General features: G+C 35.8%; 22 protein-coding genes. 15 read left to right on the top strand and 7 right to left on the bottom strand.

Translation table 11 applies throughout. The features are described from left to right. Positions 1-97: 97 nt before the first annotated feature. The 5 genes from liaF to ltaE are packed head-to-tail and all read left to right on the top strand — an operon-like array spanning position 98 to position 4,574. Entirely contained in the window at positions 98-829 is a 732-nt protein-coding gene (gene liaF, locus KQI49_RS15740) for a cell wall-active antibiotics response protein LiaF (RefSeq protein WP_216490484.1), read from the top strand. Next, the gene (locus KQI49_RS15745) at positions 826-1,872 is read left to right on the top strand and encodes a sensor histidine kinase (protein WP_216490485.1); all 1,047 of its coding nucleotides are present in this window, start codon (positions 826-828) and stop codon (positions 1,870-1,872) included. Before liaF ends, KQI49_RS15745 begins: the two co-directional genes overlap by 4 nt. Next, positions 1,865-2,497, top strand: a complete 633-nt coding sequence (locus KQI49_RS15750) for a response regulator transcription factor (RefSeq protein WP_216490487.1) — start codon at positions 1,865-1,867, stop codon at positions 2,495-2,497. Before KQI49_RS15745 ends, KQI49_RS15750 begins: the two co-directional genes overlap by 8 nt. A gap of 30 nt (positions 2,498-2,527) precedes the next feature. Then, positions 2,528-3,517, top strand: a complete 990-nt coding sequence (locus KQI49_RS15755) for an LLM class flavin-dependent oxidoreductase (RefSeq protein ID WP_216490489.1) — start codon at positions 2,528-2,530, stop codon at positions 3,515-3,517. A 34-nt stretch (positions 3,518-3,551) separates the two neighbouring features. Continuing rightward, on the top strand, positions 3,552-4,574 hold the full coding sequence (gene ltaE / locus KQI49_RS15760) for a low-specificity L-threonine aldolase (RefSeq protein WP_216490490.1): 1,023 nt from the start codon (positions 3,552-3,554) through the stop codon (positions 4,572-4,574). A gap of 291 nt (positions 4,575-4,865) precedes the next feature. On the opposite strand, the gene KQI49_RS15765 is transcribed toward ltaE, so the two are convergent. Further along, on the bottom strand, positions 4,866-5,906 hold the full coding sequence (locus tag KQI49_RS15765; protein WP_216490491.1) for an aromatic acid exporter family protein: 1,041 nt from the start codon (positions 5,904-5,906) through the stop codon (positions 4,866-4,868). Between the two features lie 454 nt (positions 5,907-6,360). On the opposite strand from KQI49_RS15765, the gene KQI49_RS15770 reads away from it, so the two are divergent. The 7 genes from KQI49_RS15770 (at position 6,361) to KQI49_RS15800 (ending at position 14,422) form a co-directional block, all read left to right on the top strand. Further along, on the top strand, positions 6,361-7,626 hold the full coding sequence (locus KQI49_RS15770; protein WP_253286874.1) for a C40 family peptidase: 1,266 nt from the start codon (positions 6,361-6,363) through the stop codon (positions 7,624-7,626). 152 nt (positions 7,627-7,778) lie between these two features. Beyond that, positions 7,779-8,375, top strand: coding sequence for a nitroreductase family protein (locus KQI49_RS15775; RefSeq protein ID WP_216490492.1), 597 nt, complete (start codon positions 7,779-7,781; stop codon positions 8,373-8,375). 152 nt (positions 8,376-8,527) lie between these two features. After that, positions 8,528-10,021 carry a BCCT family transporter gene (locus KQI49_RS15780; protein ID WP_216490494.1) on the top strand — a complete coding sequence of 498 codons (1,494 nt, stop codon included), beginning with the start codon at positions 8,528-8,530 and terminating at the stop codon, positions 10,019-10,021. Positions 10,022-10,150: 129 nt separating this feature from the next. Then, positions 10,151-11,092 carry an AAA family ATPase gene (locus tag KQI49_RS15785; RefSeq protein ID WP_216490496.1) on the top strand — a complete coding sequence of 314 codons (942 nt, stop codon included), beginning with the start codon at positions 10,151-10,153 and terminating at the stop codon, positions 11,090-11,092. Next, a complete protein-coding gene (locus KQI49_RS15790; RefSeq protein ID WP_216490498.1) occupies positions 11,092-12,318 on the top strand; it encodes a DUF58 domain-containing protein in 1,227 nt (408 codons plus the stop codon). Before KQI49_RS15785 ends, KQI49_RS15790 begins: the two co-directional genes overlap by 1 nt. Continuing rightward, a complete protein-coding gene (locus KQI49_RS15795) occupies positions 12,299-13,495 on the top strand; it encodes a hypothetical protein (RefSeq protein ID WP_216490500.1) in 1,197 nt (398 codons plus the stop codon). Before KQI49_RS15790 ends, KQI49_RS15795 begins: the two co-directional genes overlap by 20 nt. A gap of 117 nt (positions 13,496-13,612) precedes the next feature. Then, the gene (locus KQI49_RS15800; RefSeq protein WP_216490502.1) at positions 13,613-14,422 is read left to right on the top strand and encodes a VLRF1 family aeRF1-type release factor; all 810 of its coding nucleotides are present in this window, start codon (positions 13,613-13,615) and stop codon (positions 14,420-14,422) included. 394 nt (positions 14,423-14,816) lie between these two features. Here KQI49_RS15800 and KQI49_RS15805 read toward each other — a convergent pair whose 3' ends face one another. From KQI49_RS15805 to KQI49_RS15830, 6 genes are read right to left on the bottom strand one after another with little or no spacing between them, the layout of a single operon-like run. Then, entirely contained in the window at positions 14,817-15,158 is a 342-nt protein-coding gene (locus tag KQI49_RS15805) for a fluoride efflux transporter FluC (RefSeq protein ID WP_216490524.1), read from the bottom strand. Then, a complete protein-coding gene (gene crcB, locus KQI49_RS15810; protein WP_216490503.1) occupies positions 15,158-15,541 on the bottom strand; it encodes a fluoride efflux transporter CrcB in 384 nt (127 codons plus the stop codon). The genes KQI49_RS15805 and crcB overlap by 1 nt, the downstream gene beginning before the upstream one ends. Then, on the bottom strand, positions 15,538-15,951 hold the full coding sequence (locus KQI49_RS15815) for a Fur family transcriptional regulator (protein WP_216490505.1): 414 nt from the start codon (positions 15,949-15,951) through the stop codon (positions 15,538-15,540). The genes crcB and KQI49_RS15815 overlap by 4 nt, the downstream gene beginning before the upstream one ends. Beyond that, entirely contained in the window at positions 15,944-16,801 is an 858-nt protein-coding gene (locus KQI49_RS15820) for a metal ABC transporter permease (RefSeq protein WP_216490507.1), read from the bottom strand. Before KQI49_RS15820 ends, KQI49_RS15815 begins: the two co-directional genes overlap by 8 nt. 30 nt (positions 16,802-16,831) lie before the next feature. Then, positions 16,832-17,587 carry a metal ABC transporter ATP-binding protein gene (locus KQI49_RS15825; protein ID WP_216490509.1) on the bottom strand — a complete coding sequence of 252 codons (756 nt, stop codon included), beginning with the start codon at positions 17,585-17,587 and terminating at the stop codon, positions 16,832-16,834. A 17-nt stretch (positions 17,588-17,604) separates the two neighbouring features. Beyond that, positions 17,605-18,525, bottom strand: a complete 921-nt coding sequence (locus KQI49_RS15830; protein WP_253286875.1) for a metal ABC transporter solute-binding protein, Zn/Mn family — start codon at positions 18,523-18,525, stop codon at positions 17,605-17,607. 189 nt (positions 18,526-18,714) lie between these two features. Between KQI49_RS15830 and KQI49_RS18785 the strand changes: the two genes are divergently transcribed. The 3 genes from KQI49_RS18785 to KQI49_RS15840 all read left to right on the top strand — a co-directional run. Continuing rightward, positions 18,715-18,840, top strand: coding sequence for a hypothetical protein (locus KQI49_RS18785; RefSeq protein WP_256439022.1), 126 nt, complete (start codon positions 18,715-18,717; stop codon positions 18,838-18,840). Between the two features lie 235 nt (positions 18,841-19,075). Further along, positions 19,076-20,746, top strand: coding sequence for an arginine--tRNA ligase (argS, locus tag KQI49_RS15835; RefSeq protein WP_216490511.1), 1,671 nt, complete (start codon positions 19,076-19,078; stop codon positions 20,744-20,746). Between the two features lie 254 nt (positions 20,747-21,000). Beyond that, a partial coding sequence (locus KQI49_RS15840; RefSeq protein WP_216490513.1) for a 3-hydroxyacyl-CoA dehydrogenase/enoyl-CoA hydratase family protein occupies positions 21,001-23,177 on the top strand: 2,177 nt, incomplete at its 3' end.

A 23,177-nucleotide genomic window follows, 5' to 3' on the forward strand; every position in this document is an offset into this window, starting at 1 on the left:
AAATGAAAGTTGTCAAACGATAATAAAAAACATGATATACTAAACAGGTGCATAGAAAATGTACCTGTTTTATATAAAAAGAAAGGGGATTGCTCTAATGTTTCATCGGTTAACAACAGATAAATTTAACTTGATCTTAATTATTGGAGTGATTCTCTTTATTATTGAAATCGCTTTTTTTCAAGGAGGCATGATTATAGCATCCTTGTTTTTTGGTGGCATGACTTATTTTGGGTGGAAAAAGTTCCACCACTTATATGGGAAAATTCTTTTTTGGGGCGGCGCCATAAGTCTCTTCTTTTCTATTTTTAACATGTTGGCTATCCGTTTTTTTATTATTGTAGTTATTATTTTGTTTATATTTGATTATATGAAATCTAAAAATGAAACAGATCGTATTGTTCCTAAACCCCGTGAATTTCAAGAGATCATATTAGACCCAATTATAGAACTAAAGCCATTGTTTGATCATAAATTTTTTGACGATCAAAAAACAGAAGATGCGGCTTACCAATGGCGCGACATTAATATACATGGGGCTTTTGGGAATCGAGTTATCGATTTAAGTAATACCGTTCTCCCCCATGACACAGCAGTTATTTCTATACGTCATCTTATAGGTAATATTGAAATTTATGTTCCGTACGACGTCGAAGTAAGCATTCATCACAGTTCCATATTTGGGCGTGCTCATATCTTTGGGAAGCATCATTGGAATTTGATGAACAAAACGCTTCTTTATCAAACAGAGAATTATCACCAAGCGATACCTCGAGTTAAAATTGTTACGTCTATACTATCAGGAGATATCGAGGTGAAGCGGATATGAAAATGATTATCCAACATGTCGTTATAGCCGCTTTTTTTAGTTTGTTTATTGCTTTTATTTTAATTGGTATAACCTTTGTCACTTTTCCATTGAATCAATGGTCTATGATCATAAACAAAAACATAGGGGATATTCCCTACATTGTCATTGTCGTGATCATACCACTCATGTTAGGAATTATTTTTGGTTTAAGTTATGGAATATCTGTACGCCAGAAATTCCAACGTATTCATCGTCAACTGGACGATATTGTAAAAGGCCAAGAACTTATCAGAAATGATTACAGTCCTTATAATGAACTCGATGACATTCAGATATCACTAGAAAAAATAGAGCGAAAAATCAAGTTGCAAACTGAACAGTCACAGCGCCTTGCAACCGAACGAGCAAATGAACGAGAAAAAGGCTTGCAAGCAGTTGTTATCCAAGAACGAAATCGATTAGCTAGAGAATTGCATGACTCGGTCAGTCAACAATTATTTGCAGCATCCATGCTAATGTCTGCAATTAACGAGTCCGAGCATTCAAAAAGTCCAGCCATAAATAAACAGCTGGAATTAGTGGAGAAAGCAATACACCAATCACAACTTGAAATGCGTGCCCTTTTACTTCATTTACGGCCTGTGGCCTTAAAGGGTAAAGATTTACAGAAAGGTGTTGAAGAGTTACTCATTGAGCTTACTCAAAAAGTGCCTATGGATATTACTTGGAAGATAGAAAAATTTGATGTCGATAAAGGCGTAGAAGACCAGCTTTTTCGAATTTTACAGGAATCGGTCTCCAATACACTTAGACATGCAGAGGCCTCGTCCCTTCATGTTATGTTGATTAAACGCGATCACCTAGTGATATTAAGAGTGATTGATGATGGAATTGGCTTTAACATACAAGAAATAAAAACAAGCTCATATGGTCTACAAAATATGCAAGAACGTGCTTTTGAAGTTGGTGGAGATCTTAAAGTGATTAGTTTACCTAATGAAGGCTCAAGAATAGAAGTAAAAGTACCTATCATCCAAAAAGAAGGTGAAAAAAATGATTAAAGTGTTGTTTGCAGACGATCATGAAATGGTTAGGATTGGTGTGTCGTCTTATTTATCTTCTCAACCCGATATAGAAGTCATCGCTGAAGCTGACGATGGTGGTAAGGCAGTACACTTATCTCTAGACCTAAAACCGGATATCATTTTACTTGATCTCGTCATGAAAAAGATGGATGGCATTGAGGCGACAGAGAAAATTATAAAACAATGGCCTGAAGCAAAGATCATTATCGTCACAAGTTTTCTAGATGATGAAAAAGTGTACCCAGCGCTTGAAGCTGGAGCAACAAGCTATATGCTAAAAACCTCCAAAGCAAGTGAGATTGCTGATGCAATTCGCTCAACTTATGGTGGTCAATCTATTTTGGAGCCTGAAGTTACTGGAAAAATAATGAATCGAATGCGTGAAAAGCCCATTGACTATTTGCATAATCAATTAACAGAGCGGGAGAAAGAAATTTTGTTGCTTATTGCTCAGGGGAAAACGAATCAAGAAATAGCCGAACAATTATTTATCGCTTTAAAAACAGTGAAAGTGCATGTCAGTAATATATTAGGTAAACTAGAAGTATCCGATCGAACGCAAGCTGTCATTTATGCCTTTAAGCATGATTTAGTAAAATAAAAATTAAAGATTAGAAAGAAGGGTTTGACGTTGAAGTTAAGCATATTAGATCAATCGCCTAAGTCAACTGGAAGTACATCTAAAGAAGCTCTGGAAGCATCGCTTAATTTAGCGCAACTTGGTGATGATTTAGGATATACTCGTTATTGGATTGCAGAGCACCATGATTTAAATGGCTTGTCATGTCCAGCCCCAGACATTATGTTAAGCATGATTGGCTCTAAAACTGATCGTATTAGAATTGGCTCAGGTGCTGTCTTGTTGCCTCATTATAAGCCCTTTAATGTAGCTGAACGCTTCAACTTATTAGCGACTTTATTTCCTAATCGTATTGATCTTGGCATTGGTCGTGCACCAGGTGGGTCGGCTGAGGCATCAATCGCTTTGTCAGGAAATTTTCTGGAAAATGTCCGTCAAGTGCCTGAAGATTTAGATGACCTCAAATCTTTTTTTGCGGGCTCATTCTCTAAGGAAAATATGTATTCAAAAATTGCGCCAACACCTGTACCTGAAATCTCTCCGCAAATTTGGTTGCTAGGAACAAGTGAAAAAAGTGGTCAACTGGCAGTGGAGAAGCAATTACCTTATACATTTGGACATTTTATGAGTGAAGCGAATGGTCCCGAAATTGTTAAAAAATATAAAAATGATATTCATGATGATGACATTTTAAACAATCAACCACCGATTATAGCTGTCTCCGTTATTTGTGCAGAAACAACAGAAAAGGCACAAAATCTAGCATTAAGTGCTCTAGGCTGGTCTATTCTTGGCGAGAAAGAGTATGATGGCGTACCGTCTATTGATGAAGTGAACCGTCATACATTTACTCAAGAAGAGAAAGATACAATGGCAAAGCAGAGAAAAAACATGATTATCGGAAATCCTAAAGAAGTGAAAGAACAACTTGAACATCTGCAAGATTTTTATCAAACAGATGAATTTATGATAATTACGATTACACATGACTATGATGCACGAAGAAAATCGTATAAACTACTAGCACATGAAATATTATAAAAAGACAGTGAAAGACATGTGAGGAGGAATCCGTGTGATTGATTTACGAAGCGACACAGTGACAAAGCCAACAAAGGCAATGAGACAAGCAGCTTTTGAAGCAAAGGTAGGTGACGATGTTTATAATGAAGATCCGTCTATACTAGAGCTTGAGGAGCTCGCCGCAACAATGCTTGGAAAAGAAGCAGCCATGTTTGTGCCTACAGGAACGCAAGGAAATCAAATTGCTGTACTTACCCATTGCAATCCAGGGGAAGAGATTATTTTAGAAGCTGATTCACATATTTATTTTTACGAAGGTGCAACCATTTCAGCTTTTGCAGGTGTTCAACCCAGACCTCTTGCGGGAAAACGAGGGCAATTAGATCCTCATCTTGTGGAAGCATCAATTCGGGAAGATGACATCCATCAGCCTGAAACGAGTTTGATATGTCTTGAAAATACCCATAATCGTGCTGGTGGAGCTGTTGTTCCATTAGAAAATATGAAGGATGTCTATCATATCGCTCAAAAAAATGGCATCCCAGTTCATTTAGATGGAGCTCGTTTATTTAACGCTTCGATAGCAAGTGGCATTAATGTTAAAGATTTTGCTAAATACACAGACACTGTCCAATTTTGCCTTTCAAAAGGTTTAGGAGCTCCGGTAGGATCAATTATTGCAGGCCCTCAGTCTTTCATAAAAAAAGCCAGGAAATGGCGAAAACGTCTCGGAGGCGGGATGAGACAAGCAGGGATGATGGCAGCTCCAGGCATAGTCGCTTTAAAAACTATGGTCGATCGTTTAACTGATGATCACTCAAATGCCGAATTATTAGCGAAAGGATTAGAGGAAGTTGGCGGCTTGTCAATTGAAAATACGGTTGAAACGAATATTGTTTTAGTTAATACAGAGGGTATTGGAATGAGTGCAGATGAGTTTTTAGATATCCTAAAAGAAATGGATATTCTCGCTGTCAGTTTTGGACCAAACACAGTCCGATTTGTCACTCATTTTGATGTATCGGAAGATGAGATTAGGCAAGTATTAGCAAAATTGAAATATCGGTTTAGTTAAATTTTAAAAACGGGCTGGGACATTAGTATATAAGAATAATAATGAGTCGAGGTAAACTGTCATTGTAATGTCACTTTATGTGCTAAATCGTTCAATATAGGAATTATGCATCGTGAGAGCGTTTATCATGATGTGAATCATTCAAAACGTAGAATTACATACCGTGTGGTCACTCATCACGATGATCTTAACAAGGAAGAACAAGGCACTTTAGCAGAAGGCTCACTAGCGATGAAGAGTGAACTACAATTTTTTATTTACTTGCTGAAAGCGGAGTGTTTTTTAAAAAATCTATTGTCTCAATCTCGTTTTACCTTTATCGTCTATATAAAAATTATCAACCTGATTATAGATAGACAAGAGTTCATATAAAATAATTAATTCGGGAGGAAAATAGGTAAGATTTTGATTATCGTTTTCTAAAACTTCTCTATTATCCTCCCAAAATAACTTCATAAGATGGTTCTTCTGTTTATCATGTTCACGTTTACTATAGGATGCTGGCCGCCTAAGACTGTACGATAGCTTCGAAATAGCCTCAAGCAATAATTCCCTTTCCACATTTGTCCATGATATCGATTTTAAAGGCATTTGAATTAAATTATCCAAATGATAGTGCAGTAATCGTAAAGTAGCTAATTTTGTTTGAATTTCTTGAAACTTTTCTTTCTCCGATCCGACAAGTGGATGGTATTTCGATTCGTCTTTTTGAAATTCAACTAGGCGTTCCGTTCTCAGTAAACTATTATTTAATCTTCTAACTAGACTTTTATCAAGAATGTCGTCTTCATGTTGTCCTTCTAAAATATCTTGAAAGACCTTCTCAATTAGAATGCCTGTCTTTTTACTCAAAGTCCTAATATTTAAACTGATTTCTTTTGTATAGTCTGGTGGAAATACAAACATATTAACCGTCGTGGACACAATCAGGCCGACTGATGTTGTTCCTAAACGAATTAAAAATGAGATGAAAAGATTACTGTGAATGACTTCGACCATGGCGACTGAAGTGAGTGTTGCCACAAGTAAGCCTGCGTGAAGTCTCAATCTAAAGCAAGTTAATATAGTGAAAAAAGCAGCTAAAGTGTAGGTGATTGGAGAATTCCCAAACAGTGAAATGAAAATCACTGCATAGGCTGAACCTATAGCAGAGGCAGGAAAACGAACGATACCTTTCTTGATAGAATCAGAAACAGTGGGTTCAATTGTTACGATGGCAGTAATTACTGCAAAGACTGGGGGCCAATTCAATTGTTCACAAATCCATGCTGTAATAAAAATAGCGATCGCTGTTTTAACAACTCTGTTTCCAATAAATTTTGATTTCTTCATTCACATAATCCTCCATGATAGGTTTTCATTGTATATATTTTTTCAATATATGTTGAAAATTACAACCAAAATAGACTTACTATAATTATATCAGATAAAGATGAAGTATAATCCACACTGGAATTTTTCACATTATGTAGAAAATTGGACTTAAAAATATTAAATTATTAAAGAAGCGCTTTTTCTCGACAATTATAAATCTTTTCCCCGCGTATCAGGCGTAATCTATTAATCTACGCTTTAACTTATTAAATAAAATAAGGTTTAATGTCACTTTTGAAATACAATTGTAATATTACTATAATATGAGTGAAATTTTTCTGTGTTATACTACGATTGACCTAATAAGAAAGGTACATAAAAAATACTAATCTAGTTCACTTTACTGCAAATAATAGAAAAATACATAGAAAAAAGTGTTTTGCAGATGTGAAGGGGAAGCGAGGAAAGCGAATTGAAAAAACTTGTAGTAACAACAGCCACGGTGATGGTGGTTGGTTTAGGTAGTGCTTTTTCCACGGATTCTATTCATGCAGAACCAACAACAGAATCAATACAGAATGAACGCGCGGATATAAAAACAGATTTATCTAAAGCTGAAGCTGAGATTGCAGATGTTTTGATAGATATTGAGGAATTAAATCAAGAAGTTGAAAAGCTAAATAAAGCTTTAGAAAAAAATAAAAAAACTAGAGAGAAAACAGAAGTAGAAATTGGTGAAAAAGAAGCTGAAATTGAAGCAATTAAAGATGAAATTAGCGTACTAGAAGAAAAAATCGAAACACGCTATGAGATCTTGAAAAATCGTGCAGCTTCATTACAGAAAAGTGGCGGGGACATTGGATACATAGAAGTCTTATTTGGTTCAAAATCCTTCAGTGATTTTATTAATCGTGTTTCAGCAGTAACGAAAATTAGCGACTCTGATCAAGAGTTAATCGAACAGCAGGAAACCGATAAAGCTAAAGTTGAAGAACATAAAGAAAAGGCTGAAGAGAAACTTACACAACTTGAAGAAGAGAAAGTAGAATTAAAAGGTATGGAAGAAACGATAAAAGAGCAAAAGAAAGTTAGTAAGGATAAAGTAAAAGAAACTGAGAAAAAGGAAAAAGAGTTGAAAGATAAAGTAGCTAAACTAGAAATGGAAGATAGCAGTTTAGCTGCCTTACAAGCAGAAATAGATAGTAACATGAGTGCATCAGCCTCTGAACAAGAAAGCTCATCTGATAGTGTGTCCAGTAATTCAAATAGTAATAGTGGACAGTTAACAACAATGAGTCATAGTAATAATGGTAACCAGTCAACTACAAAAACTGAAAGTAAAAATAACAGTGTTAAAACATCCGGTAGTGGAAATCTAAGCACGGCAATTAATGCTGGTTATGAACATCTTGGTACTCCTTATGTATGGGGAGGTAAAGGTCCAGGTGGTTTTGATTGTTCTGGATTTGTTTCATGGGCATATGGGCAAGCAGGTTTGAGTATTCCTTCAAGCACTGGTTTATTAAGAAGCGCAGGAACAAAGATTAGCTATTCGAATGCAAGAGCGGGAGACTTAATCTTCTTTGACACAGGTGGAAAGGACAGCCATGTTGGTATTTACCTTGGAGGCGGCGAGTTTATTGGCGCTCAAAACTCAACTGGATTAGCTGTTGTGAATATTAATAGCAATTCTTATTGGAATAAAGCATTCAAAGGACACGTTCGTAGAATTCAATAAATAACCTTCACGAGGCTCTGGTAATATATCCAGAGTCTTTTTCTATATCTGCTATTAAAAATAATTTATAAATTCAATGAAAATAACTGCTTTAAAAAAGAATGAACAAGTTGTATAATAACTTCGTAAGTGGAATGAGAGGTGTAGATAAAATGAAAAATATAGAAAAATTTAGACAAGCTGATTACGATATTGATCCAATATATTTAAAACGTTGGTCTCCTCGTTCTTTTGCAAATAAAGATGTCGATCAACCAACACTTAACAGCTTATTTGAAGCAGCAAGATGGGCACCCTCAGCAGCAAATATCCAACCATGGCAGTTTATTTACGCAAAGAGTGCCGAAGATCGAGAGACTTTTTTATCATTTATAAAGGATGGTAATATATCATGGTGTAAACATGCTCCTGTCTTAATTGCAGTAGTTTCTAAATGCAATTGGCCAAAAGGAAATGATCTAAATCCGACACATGCTTTTGATACGGGTACTGCTTGGGGATATTTAGCACTTGAAGCAGCCAGAAAAGGCCTTATTGCCCATGCCATGGGTGGCTTTAATCGTGAAAAAGCAAAGCAAGTATTGCTCTTGCCAGAGAATTATCAAGTACATGCGATTGTTGCTGTTGGGTACCAAGGTTATAAGGAATCCTTAAATGAAAAATATCATGAACGTGAGATACCATCAAATCGTAAAGCGATAGAAGAATTTATTTATGAGGGTAAGTTTAAATCTACCACACAAGAGTAATGTTAAGATGACTTTCAAGTTAGAGAGTCATCTTTTTTTATAAAGCGTTGAGTATAAATTACATCTTTTTTCACACGATATGTTTATAATAAATAATATTCGGGTAAATGAATTCATGTTCGTACATAAAAATAAAATGGAAAGGATTCTACATGAATAAAAAAACTTTTACAAATCCTGTGTTTTTGATCTCAGCGTTAGTTATATTAAGTTTGGTTGTCGTTGGTGCTATTGTGCCAGAGCGTTTTGGCAGAGTTGCGGAATTACTATTTAATTTTACGACAATTAATTTTGGCTGGTTTTACTTACTGGCAGTATTTATTTTTGTTATGTTTCTTATCGCTATATCAATTAGTAAGTATGGAAAAATTCGTTTAGGCCCCAAAAATTCTCGTCCAGAATATCCATTTTTCACCTGGATAGGTATGTTATTTTCAACGGGATTTGGATCAGGGCTTGTTTTCTATGGTGTTGCTGAACCAATGAGTCACTTTTTAAATACTCCTTTCCCAGGATTAGAAGGATTAACAGAGGAATCAGCAAGAGTATCAATGGGGTATTCTTTTTTTCACTGGGGCGTGAGCCAATGGTCCGTTTTTGCGATTGTGGGTCTAATTATTGCATTTCTGCAATTTAGACAAGATAAACGTGGTCTCATTTCGACAGCTATTCAACCAGTTATAGGTAAGAATCGGTTCCTCGGTGGTACAATTGATTCATTAGCTGTGATAGCCACTGTTATGGGGGTTGCCACATCACTAGGACTTGGTATACTGCAAATGAATGGGGGATTAAAGAGTGTATTTGGTTTACCCAGCTCAATATGGGTTCAAATAGTCATCGCAGGTGTTATGTTATTGACCTATCTTCTTTCATCAAGTACCGGTTTAAATAAAGGAATTAAGTGGTTAAGTAATTTAAATTTAGGCCTTTGTTTAGTTCTATTATTGTATGTCTTTTTTTCAGGACCTACCGTTTTTATTTTAAATTCATTTGTATTAGGCTTAGGTGATTATTTATCAAATTTCATTCAATATAGTTTGCGTATTACTCCTTATCAAGGAGCAGCTTGGGTTCAGGAATGGACAATATTTTATTGGGCATGGGCTATTGCTTGGTCGCCCTTTGTTGGAGCGTTCGTTGCTCGCGTTTCCCGTGGAAGAACAATTCGGGAGTTTGTCTTTGGTGTTCTTGTTGTACCGCCTACAATTGCTTGTTTATGGATAGCAGCTTTTGGAGGTACAGCTCTTCACAGCGATTTAATAAATGGGACAAATATAGCGGAAGTTGTAGATACAAATCTTGAAGTGGCTCTATTCGAATCCTTTACAAATTTACCTTTTACCCAACTTCTATCCATCTTAGCTATATTTTTAATATTTACGTTTCTTGTGACCTCAGCGGATTCGGCTACCTATATATTAGGAAGTATGACTTCACGAGGAAGTTTAAATCCGAATTTATTCGTTAAGATTGTTTGGGGCGTTCTAATTACAGCGATAGCTATCGTACTGTTACTCGCCGGAGGACTTGAAGCACTACAAACCGCTTCATTAATATCGGCACTTCCATTCACAGTTATCTTGCTACTGATGGTTATTTCATTTTTTGGGATGATTAAACATATAACTAGAGAAAAAGATTAGAAAATAATCAGTCAGAATGTATCTGGCTGATTATTTTTTAGAAAGCGTCTTGCTAACTTTTTAAACTTTCTAAAATGTGTTACAATATCTTAAATAGTATTTTAATGACATGAAGAAGGTGACCATAAAATGGGGGAGTTAAACAAAGTTAAAGGCGCTTTAAATCAAGTGATTTTTGGTAAGGAGGAAGTAGTTGATTTACTCCTTGTTGCTTTATTAGCGCAAGGTCATGTCCTCTTGGAAAGTGTTCCAGGAACAGGGAAAACAAAGCTGGCTAAAAGTTTTGCTAAAGTGATGAAAGGAAAATTTAGTAGAGTTCAATTCACGCCAGATGTCCTACCAAGTGATGTGACAGGTATTCGTTACTTTAATCCTAAAACACAAGAATTCGAGCTAAGAACAGGCCCCGTTGTTACAAATGTCCTTTTGGCAGATGAAATCAACCGAGCAACACCAAAAACACAATCGAGTTTACTAGAAGTGATGGAAGAGTATCAGACGACAGTTGATGGTGAAACAATAAAAGTGCCATCACCGTTTATTGTTATCGCTACACAAAATCCAGTTGAAAGTAATTATGGAACATTTCCTCTACCTGAAGCACAATTAGACCGTTTTTTATTTAAAATAGATTTAGGTTATCCTTCAATTGAGGAAGATAAGAAGATATTAACAACGTATCGGACGTCTGATCCTTATGACAAACTTGAAGCTTCATTAACATTAGAGGAAATTAAGTCAATTCAAGAAGAAGTTAAAAATGTTACAATATCTGAGGTTGTGCTAGATTATTTATTAAATCTTGTCCATCATTCAAGAAATCATCATGAAGTAGAGCTTGGAGTGAGTCCTAGGGGGATGCTTTCCTTGATGAGAGCTGCTCAAGCTAGAGCAATTATCCATGAGCGAGATTTTGTGACACCAGAGGATATAAAAGTCCTCGTTCCATATACGTTTCCACATCGTATGATACTGACAATGGACGGTGCAATTAAGAAAACGCCAGAAAAAATTGTGTCTGAAATATTATCCGAAATAGAAGTACCAGTTGAGCTAAAGGTTGAATCATAATGAAATGGGAAAAGCAGTTTGGCATAAATCATGTTAAAAATACGGATTATATTTTAACAGCGGTCTTCATATTTTCATTAATTGGTATTATTTCCCAATACACAGTAGCATTTGTAATAGTAAGTATTTTTTTAACCTATTTTATTATTAATAAATTATATGATAAATCAGTTGGAAAAAATTTCAGTCTAAAAAATAAACAAGTGTCTCGTCGGTTATTTCCAGGCGAAGAGGCTGTCGTAAAGTTTGAATTGGATAACCATTCAATTTATCCAATGATTAATGGTGAGTTTCAGTTTCAAACAGGACCAGCAATTCAAACATTAATATACACAAAAGACACCAAATCTTATTATAAACAAGTGGACGTCCCTTTATCTGTTATGGGGCGAAGAAAAACAGTTATAGAATTACCAATTATCGCTAAACAACGAGGTGCAACGAGAATTACAAATATAGCTTATCAATTTCCACATTTGTTTAATTTCGAACATGTTACTTTGAAATATCTACCTTTTTACCATGCAGAGTTTGTGGTTTTTCCTAGGTTGTTGCCTGTGCATGGGATCGAGACAATTTTTCAGATGGTTCCAGGTGATCAACGTATGAATTATTCCCCTTTTGAAGATATTCAAAGTCCCGCAGGTACTAGAGATTATAATTATAATGACCCTTTTCACCGTATTAATTGGAAAGCAACAGCTAAGACAAGTGAGCTTCAAACAAACGTCTATGAACGTGTTGTCGATATGTCTTATATATTTCTTGTGAATATTGGCTCAGAAGATAAAGTCAACATGGCACAGTTTAATCAAAATCTTGAAGATTTACTTTCGTATACGGCTTATTTATGCAAAGAAACGGTTGAACAAGGTTATAATTATGAGGTTTTTGTCAATTCAAGACGAACAGGAAAAATACCGTACTTACATATCCCCGAAGGTGAAGGACAAACACATTACATTAATACATTAGAGACTTTAGCGAGGATTCATCAGCAATCTCTTGTTTACCCCTTTAAGGAAATGGTTTATAAAGTTGGACAACAATTTTATAAGCCTAAAACAATTATAATATTAGGCGAGGTATCTAGCGACATTAATGACATTATTGATTTATGGAAAAGACAGCAACAGAAGATTTTTCAAGTTAAATTATCTAAAGAAGGTGCTTATATTACACGTTGGATGAAGGACGTGACTAACGATGTCAAAAAAACATCTTAATATAACTTATGCTTATCACTTTATGAGTGAGGCCATTATAATTTTTTTGTTTGCGATACCGATTTTACATCTTCATTATCGCTGGATTCCTTACTGGAGTTATCTGTTTATTGTTGTTCTTTCAAGTATATTATTTTCAATTATGGCAAAACGCTTAACGAATTATAGTATATATATAACTGTTGGTTTATTGCTCATACCAATATTTTATTTAGTAAATTATCCACTAATTGTTAATTTGATATTTACATGTTTGTTAATATGGCGCTATCTTAATGTAAGAGGTCGATCCATGATAGATTTGAATCGAGAGAATGGCTATATTATTTTGTCTATTATTCTTGCAACGCTAGGTGTTATTATTGTCAGGGATAGTGAGATTATCATTTATGTATCTGTGTTAGTCATTATGTTAATATTTGGAAATATATTTAGCCATTTAGCGGTCATTAGTCAAGAAGATCGACGTCGATTTGATAAGAAATCAATTGTGTATATAATTGGTCCCATTGTCCTTGGTACAGTTTTTTTCATTCCTTTATTTCAATCTGGAAAAATGGTTTTGTTGAAACTATGGGATGGTTTTCGTTATTTAGTTTATATTTTAGCAAGTACCATGGGAAAAATATTGCAACTTTTTGAGCGAGACAGAGGGTGGGAAGACATTTCTGGTATTGAAGGGTCAGCACCTCCATCAGAGGATCCAATTTATCAGCAGTTTGAAGAAAAATCACTAGTTGAAATAATTGCACCCTATGCAATTATCGGGACTGGCTTAATTATTGCTATAATTTTAGTGTTTTTAGCTATAAAACTATCTAAAAAGGTATTTAAACCTTTACCAGAAATTCCATCAACCAATTTAGTGACTTATACAGCATTATCAGATGACAAAAGTAAAAATCAGAGTATTTTTAATCACTTTAAGAATCGTTTTCGAAAGCCACGTGAGCCTATTCGTAGACATCTTTTTGATTTTGAGAAAAAAACGAGACAGTTTGAGTATGGTCGAAAACCTTATGAAACAATTGAAGAGTGGCTAAAGAGGATTGGTTTTACTACAAACTTGGAAATCTATCAAAAAGTAAGGTATGGCGAAGAAGAGGTGTCCCATCAAGAAGCAGAGACATTTAAAGCAGAGTTAAAAAGATTAGAATCCTCTCTACACTCTGACTAACCCTTAGTTACTGTAAAATAGATCTTTGATTTTAATCTGTTTATGTTTATCAACTCTATTTCTCGGATAAACATTTAAGAATAGATAAATATAATTCAAAGGGAGTGCTAATACTAAATGAATTTACGTACCCAAATTAATGAATTGAAACAAGTTAAAGAGGAAGGTGCCAATAAGGTATTCAGCATGTACTTAAATACAGATCCATCAGATCCTGACCAACAGGGTGGAAAGTGGAAAATCCAATTAAAAAACGGTTTAAGAAACTTTGAAACATATCTTTCTGAAGATGAAAATCAAGAAGAATTACGTAACTTCAAAAAAGTAAAGAAGAAAGTTAAAGAGTTCGTAGGCAAGTATGAGCAAGATTTATTGAGAGGGATTATTGTTTTTGCAACAGCAGATGGAAAGGTTTGGTTTGCTGAGCGAGTACAAATGAGACTTGAATCAGAGTTCTATTGGGAAGAGGAACCAGTACTCAATCAACTTGAAAAATTAAGCAATAAATTTCCTAAAACAGGTGTAATACTGGTTCAACAAAATCAAATTAAAGTTATTGAAACTTATTTGAATGAAGTTGAAAACACCCACTTCTATGAGTTAAATCTGGATACCGAAAACTGGGCAGAAAAAAAGGGTCCACGCAAAGCAAATGCTGTAGGTGCAGGTGTACACCCTGGTTCCGCCAGCATGCAAAAAGAAAATTTCGCAGAAAGATTTGCTGCGAATCAGCAACGTTGGTATAAGAGCATTGCTCCTAAGTTAGACAAATTAGCTAAGGATGAAGCATGGGAAAACTTGTATTTATTTGGTGAACGAGATGCCATTCATGAATTAAGAAAACAAATGAATCGAAAAGTCAATGATACAGTCTATAAAAATATGCTTGAACATGATGAGGATAAAGTATTAGCTCAGATTAGTTAAATTTAAAAGAGGTTGGGACAAAAATAAGTATTGGTTATTAAACGACGAACATTTTTAAGTAAGCGTTAGTCGCTTCGGAAAAATACTTCGCTTTCCGTGGGCGGCTGATGAGCCTCGGGCCAATAGGATGTTGGTCATGAAGGCGCCCTCACAGGACGTCGCGAATTTAGCCTTTCATCATTCATGACGCACGGTGGGGGCGCGTCTGGCCTCATCTCCCACAAAGGTTTTCGGTGGGACGAAGCTTGCTGCAGTCCCAGGAGTCTACGTATTTTTCCTACGCTGACTTGAAAAGGTGCATATTTATATAAATATACTTTAATACGTTCGCTTTTAAATTAACTAAAATACTTATGTCCCAACCTCTTTATATTATAATCTCGTAATAATCAATTTAAAGATGAAGGATTACATATATTATCATTAGTGTAAGCAATACAGAAGTAAGTACATAGCTTATCGCAAGGAAATACTTCCTTTCCAAAATCAATTGTAGGGTTTCGTTTCCAAATGTGGAGAAAGTTGTAAAAGCACCACAAAAACCTATACCTAGTAGAGTCCATAACCATTCGGCTAGCATATCGTTTTGTTGGCCTGTTACTATAATACCTAACAAAATTGAACCACTAATATTTGCAACCCATGTGCCAATAAAGTGTTTATTTAAAATGTAAGAGAGGTAAAAGCGTGCCATACTGCCGAAGAAACCTCCACAAGTTACCAGCAAAATATTCATCAATTTTGGTGCCTCCTATACGCTACCTTAAAACCAAGATAACATAGACCTAACCCACCAATGACACTTAACACTACATAAAAGGCAGCCAAGAAGAAATTACGAGTCATCAGTTCAATTGTTTCAACAGCGAACGTAGAAAATGTGGTGAATGAGCCAATTAACCCAGTACTTAAAGCAATAAAAGCTTCTGGTTTGAGTCTGCTTTTAACCTGCTTGTTATTTAAAAGGTAACTAAGGAAAAAGCAGCCTATTAAATTTACTGTGAGCGTCGCAAATGGGAAGTCAGTACTACTAGTGAATAAAAGAGAAACGGTATACCTGCCCATTGCACCAAGCATCCCACCGATTCCTACTGCTAAGAGTTGACCGCCTATTTTCATGCTGTCCCACATAGCGGGCAGAGACCATATATTTCGAATTTATGATCTTCAATAGTATAATTGGACAACATACGAAGAGCTTCTTCCATAGGGCACACATCAATTTCAGTTGTTTTTCCACATTGATTACAAATAAAATGATGATGGTGGTCATGTGAACATTTCATTCGAAACTGCTTTTCACCATTAAGCTCCGTTGATTCCAAAATTCCCATTTCATTATATAAATGTAAGTTTCGGTAAACCGTATCAAAACTAATCCCAGGGTATTTAACTTCCATATGATCGTTCAAGTCCTTAGCTGTTCTGTAACGGTCTTCACCTTCAAAGTAATTAAGAATATCTAACCTGCGTTTGGTTGTTTTGTATCCTTTATCATTAAGTAATCGAATCGCTTCTTTTTTATTCATTTGAAGATACTCCTTTACGTTGATAACTAAACAAGTTATTCTTCACAATGGCTACTAACAAAATAGCTACAGCTACCATTACAATTGTACCACCAGGTGGAATACTAAAGTAAAAGCCAAAGATTAGACCGAGAACGACAGATATTTCACCGAAAAGTACCGATAAAAAGAGGGTCTGTTTAAATCCTTTCGCTAATCTCATAGCAGCTGCGACTGGTAAAGTCATTAAGGCAGAGACGAGTAAAACTCCCACAATTCGCATGGTTGCTGCAATAACTAATGCTGTTAAAATAATAAAAAGAAAATGAATTCGTTTAGCATGTATACCTGAAATACGCGCATGTTCTTCGTCGAAAGAAAGGGTAACAAGTTCTTTATAAAATAATAGTATCATTGTAATAACAATGACGGCAATAGCGATAATTGTGTATAAGTCATGTAAACTAACGGCAGAAACGGAGCCGAATAAATAGTTGAATAAATCGTTATTAAACCCGTCGGCTAAAGAAATGAAAATAACACTTAAACCAACCCCACTTGATAAAATGATGGGAATCCCAATTTCTTGGTATGATTTATAAATATCCCTCAACTTTTCAATTAAAATTGCTCCTAACACGGAAAATCCCATTCCTCCGTAGAATGGCGTAATAAAGGTAATTGCTGTTTTCTTTTCTAAGAAGAGACCAAATGCAATACCGCCTAATGTAACATGGGAAAGGGCATCAGCGATAAGAGATAGCCGACGAACGACAATGAACGTTCCTAATAACGGGCCAATCAATCCAATAAGAACCCCTGTTATAAACGTGTGTCTTAAAAAATCAAATTCTAATAAATCTGCTAACATATATGTGCCTCCAGTTCAGGTGCTAATTGTTTAATGGTTATGTTTGACAATATGAACAGGGTGTCCATAAATAGTTGATAAATCTTCTTCAGTTAAAGCGGTATATCGTTTCGTGTCTCCGTGAAAATGGAGATGTTTGTTTAAGCAGACAATGTCTGTCACATGTTCGGTCATCGCACCGGTGTCATGAGTGACCAATAAAAGGGTAATACCTCTATTTTCGTTTAGTTGATGAAGTAAATTATAAAAACGCTCCACATTTTTGTAATCAATTCCAACTGTAGGCTCATCAAGAATTAATAGATCAGGGTCGTTAACAAGTGCGCGAGCAATAAAAATACGTTGTTGTTGTCCACCTGATAAATTGCCAATATTTTCATAAGCATATTCAATCATGTCGACCTGATTAATGGCTTCTAAGACTTTTTGTTTATGTTTGCGTTTCAAAAACTTAAAGTAGCCTATTTTAGCCGTTAACCCCATTGAGACTACTTCAAACACAGTGGCCGGAAATCCTTTATTAAATGAGTTGGCTTTTTGCGATACAAATCCTATTCTAGTCCATTCTTTAAAATGTGCTAAAGGTTGTTGAAACAATTCTACAGTGCCTTTATCAGCCTTCAGTTGACCTAAGATGATTTTAATTAAAGTTGTTTTTCCCCCACCATTTGGTCCAACTAATCCCATGAAAGCTCCGCGATCTATGTTTAAGTTGACATCTTCCAAGATTGGTTTGCTTTCGTATGCAAAGGATATATCTTTAAGTGAAATAATCGATTCCGTCATTAGTTCTCCTCCTTTTTTTACTCCGTTGCCTGATCAAGTACATTTAAATTCTCTTCCATAAGGGAAAAGTAGTCTTCCTCGTTTTGGACGTCAGCATCTGTTAATGACTCTAAATTATGCAAGTATAATGGTTCGGCATTTATATGCTCACGAATAATATTTGCAACTTTATCTGTGCCTGTTTGTTCAAAAATTACGTATGGTAAATGGTGTTCTTTCGCTGCATTAATAATACGTATTAAATCTTTTTGGGAAGGTTCATCGTTGGTAGATAATCCACTGATTGCAATTTGCTTAATCCCGTAGCGTTCTTCCCAGTACCCGTATGCAGCGTGAGCTACAAGGATGTCTTTGTTTTTTTTGGAATCGATTGTTTGAGTGAATTTATTATCTAAATCCAACATCTTATCTTTAAAAGTCTTGAAGTTTTTATTAAATGTTTTCTCATATTCTGGAAACACATCAGTTAATTCATTATTAATAATGTTTCCCATTTGAATCATTCTTAGTGGATCCAACCAGATATGGGGATCTTTATCTCCGTGATCATGCCCCGCATGGGCTTCATGATTTTCAGGATGAGAAAATAATGTATCGTCCAATGTAGCAATTTCGATTAATTCAACTTTTTGGTTATTTAAAGAGGCTGCTGCTGTTTCCGCGAAACTCTCCATTCCGGCCCCAAGGTAAATAAATGCTTTCCCTCTTGCAATTTGTGTCATTTCTCGAGATGACGGTTCGTAAGAGTGGGCATCCACACCAGGAGGATAAACTGATTTAGCTTCAATATCCTCTCCACCAATTTCATCAACAATGTATTGAATAGGATAAATTGAAGTATAAATAATAGTATTATTATCATCATCATTTTCGGGTTGGCATCCAGAAATTAAGGTTGTTGTAATCATAATCAGAGTAAAATATAAAAGTTTTTTCAAGATAATTTCTCCCTGTTTTAGTGTAAGAATAGCATAACGGAATGATTACGATTTGTAAATAGTAACGATTACGATTTATTTGAAGAAAAATTTACCATGAGTGGAAAAAGTCATTGTTACCGCTGTTTTATCGTAAGAAAACGCGGATAAGATAAATTTAAAATGATGTAATTTGAGGGTAAGCATGCAGTGACTGCAGTAACTCGTTTCAAGTTGAATTATAAAGAAAGAAACTATAAAAAAGAAGTTTCAGAAGTGCAAACAACTTTAAAAGTATCCGTATTAACATGGGAACATTGTGACATGCCATTTTAAAAAAGCGCTCGAAAGTTTAAATGGAGTTTTTCGGAGTTGATGTTCATCAGGATGTTCGTAGTGTCATAAAAGTGCTGACTCCATTTTGAAAAGGAATCAGTCTTACTTTTTTTGCTTTTAAGGTAGATAATCAGGGTCGAGTAAGGGTATAATGGTCGAATAGGATTACTATATAATCATACATAGTTTTGAAACGAGCATTGGAGAATCGTTTAATGAGTCAAGGAGGATATTAATGAATATTTTACAAGAAACTGAAATCAACATAAAAAAAGCTTTAATACAAGCTATTACGGCGTCAAACCTAGCTGAGGAAGAGGATATACCTCCGATTATACTGGAAAAACCTAAACAAAAAAGTCATGGGGATTTTGCGACCAATATTGCTATGCAAATGGCTCGCGTAGCTAAAAAAGCACCACGCCAAATTGCAGAAGAAATTAAAAATCATATTAACTTGGAAAAAGCGTTTATTAAAGAACTCGAGATTGCCGGCCCTGGCTTTATTAATATTTTTATGGATAACAGTTATTTAACACAGCTCGTTCCAACTATTTTAGAACAAAAAGAATTATACGGTCGGACAGATAGCGGTAAAGGTACAAAAATTCAAGTGGAATTTGTTTCAGCTAATCCGACTGGTGATCTTCATTTAGGACACGCTCGTGGAGCAGCTGTAGGTGATTCTTTATGTAATATTTTGGATGCTGCTGGTTATGAGGTGGAAAGAGAGTATTATATAAACGATGCGGGTAATCAAATTGATAACTTGGCCCTTTCGGTCGAAGCGCGTTACATGCAAGCAGTTGGAAAAGAATGGGATATGCCAGCTGACGGCTATCATGCTAAAGACATTATAAAGCTGGGTGAAGAAATCGTGGAGGAGGATGGCGATAAGTGGACGGATGCTTCCTCTGAAGAACGTTTAGCTTATTTTAAAGAAAAAGGCTTGAAGTATGAATTAGAAAAAATCGAACGAGATTTACAAGAGTACCGAGTTCCGTTTGATCACTGGTTTTCTGAAACAACACTTTATAAAGAAAAAAAGGTACAGGAAATCTTAGAAACTCTACGTTCAAATAATGTAACTTATGAAGCTGAAGGGGCCACTTGGTTTAAGACGACTGATTTTGGTGATGATAAGGATCGTGTTCTTGTCAAATCTGATGGTAGCTATACATATCTTACTCCTGATATAGCCTACCATAAAAATAAACTTGACCGTGGCTTCGATAAGTTAATCAATATTTGGGGTGCTGATCACCATGGCTATATCCCAAGAATGAAAGCCGCCATTCAAGCGCTAGGATATGCTAAAGATACATTAGATGTTAAAGTCGTGCAAATGGTTAATCTTTTTGAAGACGGTGAACGTGTTAAAATGAGTAAACGTACCGGAAAAGCGATTACTCTTGTCCAGTTAATGGAAGAGGTTGGAAAAGATGCGATGCGCTACTTTTTTAATATGCGTTCAGCTGATTCTCATTTAGATTTTGATATGGACTTGGCTCGCTCCGAGTCTAATGAAAATCCTGTTTACTACGTACAATATGCTCACGCGCGTATTAGCACAATGATGAGGCAAGCAGGGGAACAAGGATATGATTTAAATGGTCAATACGACAAATCACTTCTCACATCAGAAAAGGAAGTTGATTTATTAAGAGTGCTTGGTGAATTTCCACAAGCAATAGCCGACGCAGCCGACAAACGAATTCCACATAAAATGACACAATTTGTTTTTGACCTATCTTCCGCGTTACATAGTTTTTATAATGCGGAAAAAGTTCTTGATGCTGACAATGTAGAGCGGACAAAAGCTCGTATTGCTCTAATGCAAGCAGTCAAAATTACATTAGGAAACGGATTAAAGTTAATCGGTGTTAGTGCTCCTGAGAAAATGTAACCTATCTAAAAAACCAGACGAAAATTGCTCGTCTGGTTTTTTAAATGAGGACATTGCTAAAGTATCCAAGTAGTTAGAGTGCATTACCGTCCCTGGAAGTCGTTTTATTATAGAAAAAATAAAAAAGTTAGTTATTTTTATTGCGAAATATCTGAACTTAATTTATAGTATATATAAGCGGATAGGAGACTATCTATTATTTTTTAAGGATTAATGAATGAGTATTCATTCAAATAAAGATTGGGGGAAAGAAAATGAAACAATCAATCAAGCGTGCGGCAGTGCTAGGATCAGGTGTTATGGGAGCTGGTATTGCTGCTCACTTGGCTAATGTAGGTATACCAACATTGATGCTTGATATTGTACCAAAAGAGTTAACCGAAAAGGAAAAACAAAAAGGCTATACACTCGATGATAAAGCCGTCCGTAATCGTATAGCAGAAGGAAATAAGAAAGCGCTATTAAAACAAAAACCGTCACCAATTACCACAAAGAAAAGTCTTAATTTAATTGAAGTTGGCAATATGGAAGATGATATGGAAAAAATAGGTGACGTTGATTGGATTATTGAAGTTGTTGTAGAAAACCTTGATGTAAAGAAGAAGGTTTTTGCAGAAGTTGATAAATATCGTAAAGCAGGATCAATTGTCAGCTCGAATACATCGGGTATTTCTGTGGAAGATATGGCAGCTGATTGTTCTGAGGATTTTCAAAAACATTTCCTAGGGACACACTTCTTTAACCCACCACGTTACTTAAAATTACTTGAAGTCATTCCAACGAAACATACGAATGATGAAATTCTTAAATTTATGAAGAAATTTGGGGAAGATGTTCTTGGAAAGGGTGTCGTTGAAGCAAAAGATACACCGAACTTTATTGCTAACCGAATTGGCACCTATGGTTTGTTAGTAACGGTTCAAGAAATGTTAAAAGGTGGCTATAGCATTGGTGAAGTTGACTCAGTAACAGGCCCAATGATAGGTCGACCAAAGAGTGCTACGTTCCGTACGTTGGATGTTGTAGGATTAGATACATTCATCCACGTAGCAAAAAATGTTTACGAACAAGTTGAAGGCGAAGAAAAGGAAGTCTTTGATGTTCCTGAATTCATGAAAAAGATGTATGAAAAAGGATGGTTGGGTGCAAAAAGTGGTCAAGGATTTTATCTGAAGAAAAAAGGAAAAGACGGTAGTGTCATTTATGAGCTTGACCCCGAATCCTTTGAATATGTTGAACGCAAAAAACTAAAGACAGAAGCAACGGAAATGGCGAAGCAACAAAAAGGATCTCGTAACAAATTGAAAGCGCTTGTAAAAGCGAAAGGGGATCGTGCAAGCGATTTAGTATGGTCTGTGCTTAAGCCAGTCCTTCTTTATTCAGCAGAATTAGTCGGAGAAATCTCAGATGATATTGTAGCGATTGATGAAGCAATGCGTTGGGGTTTTGGATGGGAAATCGGTCCATTTGAAACTTGGGATGCCATTGGACTTGGGCGTTCACTCGAACGTATGAAAGAAGAAGGAGAAACAATTCCTGAGTGGGTATCAAAGCTAATCGAAGCAGGTCACGACTCATTCTATAATACAGAAGATGGGAACGTCTTTTATTATGATCAAGGAGATTATAAGCAGCTCAAAGCGAATGAAAAAGAAATCAATCTTAAGCAATTAAAAGATAGTAACGGGGTTATTAAGAAAAATGCTGGTGCTAGTTTAATAGACCTTGGTGACGGCGTGGCATTACTAGAGTTCCATTCTAAAAGTAATGCGATTGGCCTAGATACGATGCAAATGGTAGATTACGCGATTGAAGAAGTAGAAAATAACTATGAAGGACTTGTGATCGGTAATCAAGGTAGAAACTTCAGTGTGGGGGCAAACCTTGCGTTGATGTTAATGGAAGCTCAAGACGACAATTTCTTTGAATTAGATATGGTTGTTCGTCAGTTCCAAAATATGGGGCTTAAAATTAAATATTCAAATAAACCAGTTGTCGCAGCACCATTTAACATGACTGTAGGAGGTGGAGCAGAGGTATCCCTTCCTTCTGCAGCAATTCAAGCATCTGCTGAAACCTATATTGGACTGGTCGAATTCGGAGTAGGCCTCATTCCTGGTGGTGGTGGTACAAAAGAACTTTACTTGAAAATGTTACGTGACATGCCAGAAGGAATTGATTTTGACTTAACTAAAGTAGGTAACGATGTCTTTGAAAAAATTGCAACTGCAAAAGTATCTACGTCGGCAGCTGAAGCTATAGAAAACGGCTATCTAGACAGCAAAGATTCAATCAGTGTTAACCCAGATCACTTAATTTATGATGCTAAACAAAAAGTGCTCGCTTTAGCTAAAGCAGGCTATCAAGCACCTAAGCGTGAAAAAATACCAGTCGTTGGTGACGCAGGTTATGCTGCCATGTTATTTGGTGC

This window comes from Virgibacillus sp. MSJ-26 (genome assembly GCF_018918075.1).
Lineage (GTDB): Bacteria > Bacillota > Bacilli > Bacillales > Amphibacillaceae > MSJ-26.